At 71.1% G+C, this 5,620-nt stretch carries 3 protein-coding genes; all 3 read left to right on the forward strand.

Features of this window, described 5'->3' with window-relative positions:
- Window positions 1–1,566 (forward strand): efflux RND transporter permease subunit (locus VTU_RS0103940; protein ID WP_010100996.1); only part of this gene is annotated, 1,566 nt, incomplete at its 5' end.
- Entirely contained in the window at window positions 1,563–4,724 is a 3,162-nt protein-coding gene (locus VTU_RS0103945) for an efflux RND transporter permease subunit (RefSeq protein ID WP_010100999.1), read from the forward strand. The genes VTU_RS0103940 and VTU_RS0103945, both read left to right, overlap by 4 nt.
- A partial coding sequence (locus tag VTU_RS25585) for a TolC family protein (RefSeq protein ID WP_010101001.1) occupies window positions 4,721–5,620 on the forward strand: 900 nt, incomplete at its 3' end. The genes VTU_RS0103945 and VTU_RS25585, both read left to right, overlap by 4 nt.

Genomic DNA, 5,620 nt, shown 5'->3' on the forward strand with positions numbered 1-5,620 from the left:
GAGCGGCTGATCGCAGGCTACGACCGCTGGCTGCAATGGGTACTGCGCCACCAGGGCACGACGCTGGCGCTGGCCTGGGGCACGCTGGCCCTGACGGCCCTGCTGTACCTGCTGATCCCCAAGGGCCTATTTCCCACGCAGGACACGGGGCAGTTGCAGGCGCGCATCGAGGCCGCTTCGGACGTCTCGTTCGCGCGCATGGCCGCGCTGCAGCAGGCCGCCGTGCACGCCATCTTGCAGGACCCGGACGTGCGCTCGGTGAGCGCCTTCGTCGGGGTGGACGGCGTGCACAACACCCTGCCGAATACCGGGAGCATGCTCATCAACCTGAAGGAGCGCCACGACGCGCAGCAGCGCATCATGGATCGGCTGCGCGCGCGCGTGCAGGCGGTGGCCGGCGTCACGCCGTATCTGCAGCCCACGCAGGACCTGCGCATCGACACCGAGACCGGGCCCACCGAGTACCGCGTCTCCATCGGCGGCGTGGACGCGCAGCAGGTCGATGACTGGACGCGCAAGCTGGTGCAGCGCCTGCAGGGCGATCCCCGGCTGCGCAACGTCAGCACCGACGCCGGCGCGCAGGGTCTCTCGGCCTACGTGGACATAGACCGCAACACCGCGGCGCGCCTGGCGCTCACGGCCAGTTCCGTGGACGACACGCTGTACAGCGCGTTTGGCCAGCGCATCGTGTCCACCATCTTCACCGAGACCAACCAGTACCGCGTGATCCTGGAGGCGCAGCGCGAGCAGCTCGACAGCGCCGCAGCGCTGGGCCAGTTGCCGCTGCGCACGGGCTCGGGCCAGTCCACGCCGCTGGCGGCGGTGGCCCGCGTGGACGAACGGCTGGCGCCGCTGCAACTCACGCGCGTGGCGCAGTACCCGGCGGCGACGCTGGACTTCGACAAGGCGCAGGGCGTGTCGCTGGGCAGCGCGGTGGACGCGATCCGCTCCGCGGCCAGGGAAATCGGCATCCCGCGGGGCCTGTCGCTGGAGTTCCTGGGCGCCGCCGGGGCGTACGAGAAGTCGCTGTCGAGCCAGCTGTGGCTCATCCTCGCGGCCCTGGTCTGCGTGTACATCGTTCTCGGGGTGCTGTACGAGAGCTACATCCACCCGGTGACCATCCTCTCGACCCTGCCCTGCGCCGGGGTCGGGGCCCTGCTCGCGCTCATGCTCTCGGGCAACGAGCTGGGGGTGATCGGCGTCATCGGGATCATCCTGCTCATCGGCATCGTCAAGAAGAACGCGATCATGATGATCGACTTCGCCATCGACGCGCAGCGCCGGCAGAACCTGGCGCCGCAGCAGGCGATCCACCAGGCCGCGCTGCTGCGCTTTCGGCCCATCCTCATGACCACGCTGGCGGCGCTGTTCGCCGCGCTGCCGCTGATGTTCGGCTGGGGCGCCGGCGCCGAGCTGCGCCGCCCGCTGGGGCTGGCGATTTTTGGCGGGCTGGTCCTGAGCCAGCTGCTCACGCTGTTCACCACCCCCGTGATCTACCTCGCGTTTGACCGCCTGGGCCGGCGCTGGACGCGCGCAGCGCGCGTGCCATCCGGGGCCGCGCCATGAACCTGTCGCGCCCCTTCGTCGAGCGGCCCGTGGCCACGGTGCTGCTGACGCTCGGCGTGGCGCTCGCGGGCATTGCGGCGTTCTTCGTGCTGCCGGTGTCGCCCTTGCCGCAGGTGGACTATCCGAGCATCTCCGTTTCCGCGAACTTGCCGGGCGCGAGCCCCGAGACCATGGCCGCGAGCGTGGTCACGCCGCTGGAGCGGCGCCTCGGCCTGATCGCCGGGGTCAACGAAATGACCTCGGTCAGCTCCAACGGGTCGGCCCGCGTGAGCCTGCAATTCGACCTGGAGCGCAACATCGACGCCGCGGCGCGCGCGGTGCAGGCCGCGATCAACGCGGCGCGCGCCGACCTGCCCGCGACGCTGCGCAACAACCCCGGCTACCGCAAGCGCAACCCGGCGGCGGCGCCGGTCATGATCCTGGCGCTGACCTCCAAAACGCGCAGCACCGGCGCGATCTACGACGCGGTCTCGAACGTGGTGAGCCAGCGCCTGTCGCAGGTCGATGGCGTGGGCGAGGTCGAGATCGGCGGCGGATCGCTGCCCGCGGTGCGCGTGGAACTGCTGCCCTTTGCGCTCGACCGCTATGGCATCAGCACCGAGGACGTGCGCGCCGCGATCCAGGCGGCGAATGCCCGCCGGCCTCAGGGCGTGGTCGAGGGGAACGGACGCCGTTTGCAGATCTACACGCCCGAGCCGGCGCGCGTGGCGGCGCAGTACACGGCGCTGGTCATCGCCTGGCGCAACGACGCCGCGGTGCGCCTGGGGGACGTGGCGCGCGTCGAGGACGGGGTGGAAAACAACCGCACCGTGGGCCTGTTCAACGGCGCGCCGGCGATCATCGTGCTGGTCACGCGCCAGCCCGGCGCGAACGCCATCGAGACCGTGGACGCGGTGCGCGCGCTGCTTCCCGACCTGCAAGCGCAGCTGCCGCAGGACATCCAGGTGGCGGTGGCCTCGGACAGCACCCACTCCATCCGCGCGTCGCTGCACGAAATCGAGTTCACGCTGCTGCTCTCGATCGCGCTCGTGGTGCTCGTGGTCGCGCTATTCCTGCGCCAGGCGTGTGCCACGGTGATTCCGGCGCTGGCCACGGTGGTGTCCCTGCTCGGCACCTTTGGCGTGATGCACCTGCTGGGCTTCAGTCTGAACAACCTGAGCCTGATGGCGCTGACCGTGGCCACGGGCTTCGTGATCGACGACGCCATCGTGGTGCTGGAGAACACCATGCGGCACGTCGAGGCCGGAATGGCGCGCATGCAGGCCGCGCTGCAGGGCGCGCGCGAGGTGGGCCCTACCGTGCTCTCGATCAGCCTGTCGCTGGTGGCGGTGTTCATCCCGCTGCTGTTCATGGACGGCCAGATGGGGCGATTGTTCCGCGAGTTCGCGGTCACGCTGTCGGCGGCGGTGCTGATTTCGCTGCTGCTCTCGCTCACCACCACGCCCATGCTCTGCGCCTGGCTGCTGCGCGCGCAGGCGCCGGGCGCGGCCCCCGGGCGCTGGGCGCTGCGCGCCGAGCGCGGCTACCAGATGCTGCTGCGCGGCTACGCGCGCGGCCTGGACTGGGCGCTCGCCAACCAGGCGCTGGTGCTGCTGCTGCTGCTCGCGGTGACGGGGCTCAACGTCTACCTGTTTGCGCGGATTCCCAAGGGCTACTTCCCGCAGCAGGACAATGGCCAGATCAACGCCGGCCTGCGCGCCGACCAGAGCATCTCCTCGCAGGCCCTGGCGCGCAAGCTGCGCCAGGCGGTGGACACCATCCGCCACGACCCTGCGGTCGATACCGTGGTCGGTTTCTCCGGCGGCAGCCGCGCCGGGGGCGGCTTCATGTTCGTGAACCTCAAGCCGCCGGCGCAGCGCAGCGTCAGCACGCCCGAGGTCGTCGCGCGCCTGCGCCCGCAGCTCAACCAGATCACCGGCCTGCGCGTGTTCCTGAACCCGGTGCAGGAGCTGCGCATGGGCGCGCGCGAGAGCAACTCCAGCTACCAGTACACGCTCAAGAGCGACAATCTGGCCGACCTGCGGCGCTGGGCGGGCCGGCTCGCCGACCGCCTCAAGGACGAGCCCCTGCTCCAGGACGTGGACACCGACCAGGCCGAGAACGGCGTGCAAACCCGGGTCGAAGTCGATCGCGCGCGCGCCACGCAGCTGGGTGCGAGCAATGCCGCCATCGGCAACGCCCTGTACAACGCGTTCGGACAGCGCCCCGTGGCGACGATCCATGATGCGCTCAACCAGTACTCCGTGATCATGGAGTGGGCGCCCGAGTACACGCGCGGACCGCTGGCGTTGCAGGACGTCCGTGTCGCGGCGAACCCCGACGGGACCACGGGGAGCGCCGCGAATCCGGGCCAGCGCGCGGCCTCCACGGGCCAGGTGCTCAGCACCACGGCGTCGACCATGGTGCCGCTGAGCGCCATGGCGCGCATGCAGGAGCGGGCCGCGCCCAGCTCCATCAGCCACCAGGACGGCGAGCTGGCCACGACCATCTCGTTCAATCTGCCCCCCGACGCAACGCTGGATCAGGCGCAGGCCGCCATCGCGCAGGCGCAGGCCGACATCACCATGCCAAGCAACGTGCGCGGCAGCTTCCAGGGAAGTGCGCTCAGCGCCCAGCGCTCGCAGGGGCAGCAGATGTTCCTGATCGGCGCGGCCATCGTGGTCATCTACCTCGTTCTGGGCATGCTCTACGAGAGCCTGATCCATCCGCTCACGGTGCTCAGCACGCTGCCTTCGGCGGGCGTGGGCGCGGTGCTCGCGCTGCTGCTGTTCGACATGCCGTTCGGCACCATGGCGCTGATCGGGGTGTTGCTGCTGATCGGCATCGTGAAGAAAAACGCGATCATGGTCATCGACTTTGCGCTCGAGGCCGAGCGCGCGCGCTCCCTCACGGCGCAGCAAGCGGTGCGCGCGGCCTGCCTGCTGCGCTTTCGCCCGATCCTCATGACCACGCTCGCGGCGGCGCTGGGCGCCTTGCCGCTGGCCATCGGCTTTGGCCAGGGCTCCGGGCTGCGCCAGCCGCTGGGCGTGGCCATCATCGGCGGCCTGCTGATCAGCCAGTTGCTGACCCTGCTCACGACCCCGGTGGTGTACGTGCTGCTCGACAGGCTGCGCCGCCCCGCGCCCGATGAACGCCACCTGAGCCGCACGACGCCATGACACCTTCCCTTGCACCCCGCGCCTCCCCCGCCGCCGCGGCGCGGCGGCTATCCCTGGCGCTGGCCGTGGCCTTGCTGCCGGCCTGTTCGGTCGCGCCCCCGTACCAGCGCCCGGAGATTCCCCTGCCCGCGGCTTTCAAAGAGGCGGGCGCCACCTGGGCACCTGCGGTGCCGGCCGACGCCCTGGAGCACGGCGCCTGGTGGGAGGCCTTCGGAGACGCCGAACTGAACCGGCTGGCGCAGCAACTGCAACGGTCGAACCAGAACATCGCGGCAGCCGTGGCGGCACAGGCCCAGGCGCAGGCCGTGCTGCGCCAGCAGCGCGCGGCGCTCTGGCCCGCTGTCGGCCTGTCGGGCCGCTCCACGCGCTCCGGGGGCGCAGCGGCCAACCGCTCCAGCGATAGCGCAAAGGCCACGCTGGAACTGGACTGGGCGCCCGACCTGTGGGGACGGCTGAGCAGCGGCCTGAACCAGGCGCAGGCGAGCGCGCAGGCGAGTGCCGCCGACCTCGCGGGGGCCCGCCTCGCCGCGCTGGGCAGCCTGGCCGCGGCGTACTTTCAGCTGCGCGCGGCGGACGCCGAAATCGATCTGCTCGACGCCACGGTGGCGGGTTATGCGCGCAGTCTGCACATCGTGCAAAACCGCTACGCCGCCGGCATTGCTGCGCAGACCGACGTGCTGCAAGCGCAGACCCAGCACGCGAACGCCCGCGCCGACCTGGCAGCGCTGCACCAACAGCGCGCGCAACTCGAACACGCCGTGGCCGTGCTCACCGGGCAGGCGCCCGCGGCCCTCGCGCTGCCGCGCGCGCGCTGGATCGTGCAACTGCCCGAAATCCCCCCGGGCCTGCCGTCCACGCTGCTGCAACGCCGGCCCGACATCGCCGCTGCGGAACGC

Source organism: Verminephrobacter aporrectodeae subsp. tuberculatae At4 (assembly GCF_000193225.1).
GTDB lineage: Bacteria > Pseudomonadota > Gammaproteobacteria > Burkholderiales > Burkholderiaceae_C > Acidovorax > Acidovorax aporrectodeae.

What these genes read in the sequence shown, in the direction of transcription:
- VTU_RS0103945 (WP_010100999.1), top strand. Translation starts at nt 1,563, where the DNA reads ATGAACCTGTCGCGCCCCTTCGTCGAGCGGCCCGTGGCCACGGTGCTG.